1 protein-coding gene is annotated in these 1,184 nt (G+C 69.8%); it reads right to left on the reverse strand.

The features are described 5' to 3' along the window. Positions 1-43 precede the first annotated feature (43 nt). On the reverse strand, positions 44-1,184 hold a 1,141-nt coding region (locus ACNPM4_RS01405), incomplete at its 5' end, for a Dyp-type peroxidase (RefSeq protein WP_448984441.1).

Consider the following 1,184-nt stretch of genomic DNA (forward strand, 5'->3'; position numbering starts at 1 on the left):
ACTCGGTCGCCGGAACCAGGCGTCCGCACCGTTCACGCCCGGATCATCGTCCCCTCAAAAGAGTGTCCCCGATGAACCCGCCCTCCGTGCAGCCGGGCGGGATCGCGAACACGGCGGACCCGATCGGGGTCGTCCATTCGTTGAGGAGGTCGAGTTCGTCGAGGCGCTGCTGCATCGGGATGAACTGCCGTTCGATGTCGGCCTGGAACGAGACGAACAGCAGCCCGGACTCCGAGACCTCCGCACCGGCCGGCCGCTCGTCGTAGTTGTACGCGCGTCGGAAGATGCGCTCGGCCCCTTCGCCGCGGGCGCGCCGGATGTGCGCGAACTGCGGGATGACCGGGAAGCCGATCGCGGTCTTCGCCTCGAAGTCTGGTTCGTCGAACTCCTCGCTTCCTGTGAGGGGGGCACCGTTGGCGAGTGTCCTGCCCACCGAAGCATCGCGTCCGCTCCGGTCGAGGCGGTCCCACTTGTCGAGGTCCATCCGGATTCTGCGGATCACCATCCCGGTGCCGCCGGCGAGCACTCCCTCGTCGATCCACACGACGCGATCGAAGTCCTCGGTGCCGGGCTGCGGGTTGGTGGTCCCGTCCACCTGTCCGAACAGATTGCGCATGGTCGTTCCGGGCCGCTCCGTCCCATAGGCGCGACGGAATCCCTGCTGGGTCCAGCGGATACTCGCGAAGCCGCGCGCGTCCTTCAGCAGCATCCGCGTGGCGTGCGCCACCGTCAGGGGATCGTCGCCGGCGATCTGCAGCAGGAGGTCGCCGTCCGAGAACTCCGGGCGCAGCCGATCCACACCGAACGCGGGGAGGGGCGCGAGCCATGCGGGGGTCGAACCTCCCGCTCGCCCGACGAAGCCCGGACCGACGCCGAACGTGACCGTGAGGCGCGCCGGCGACGAGGCGAGTTCCGGCTCGGAGGGGGCGAGGGCGGGGAGCCCTTGCGTGAGGCGCGCCGCGTCGTCGGTCAGGAGTCGCATGAGTCGGGCGAGGGCATCTCGGTCGACATCGTCGTGGAGGTCCAGCCCGACGAAGACGCCGTGGGCCTGGGCAGCGGTGTCGATACCGGCCTGATGGGCGCCGAAGAACGGCACGGTCTCGTCTCCGTTCATCGGCACGGATGCGGGTTCCGGCGTGGCGTCCGGTCGATTCAGGGCGAGGTCCGCTCCGACGGCCGCGACC

The sequence above is a fragment of the Microbacterium umsixpiens genome, from assembly GCF_053543675.1.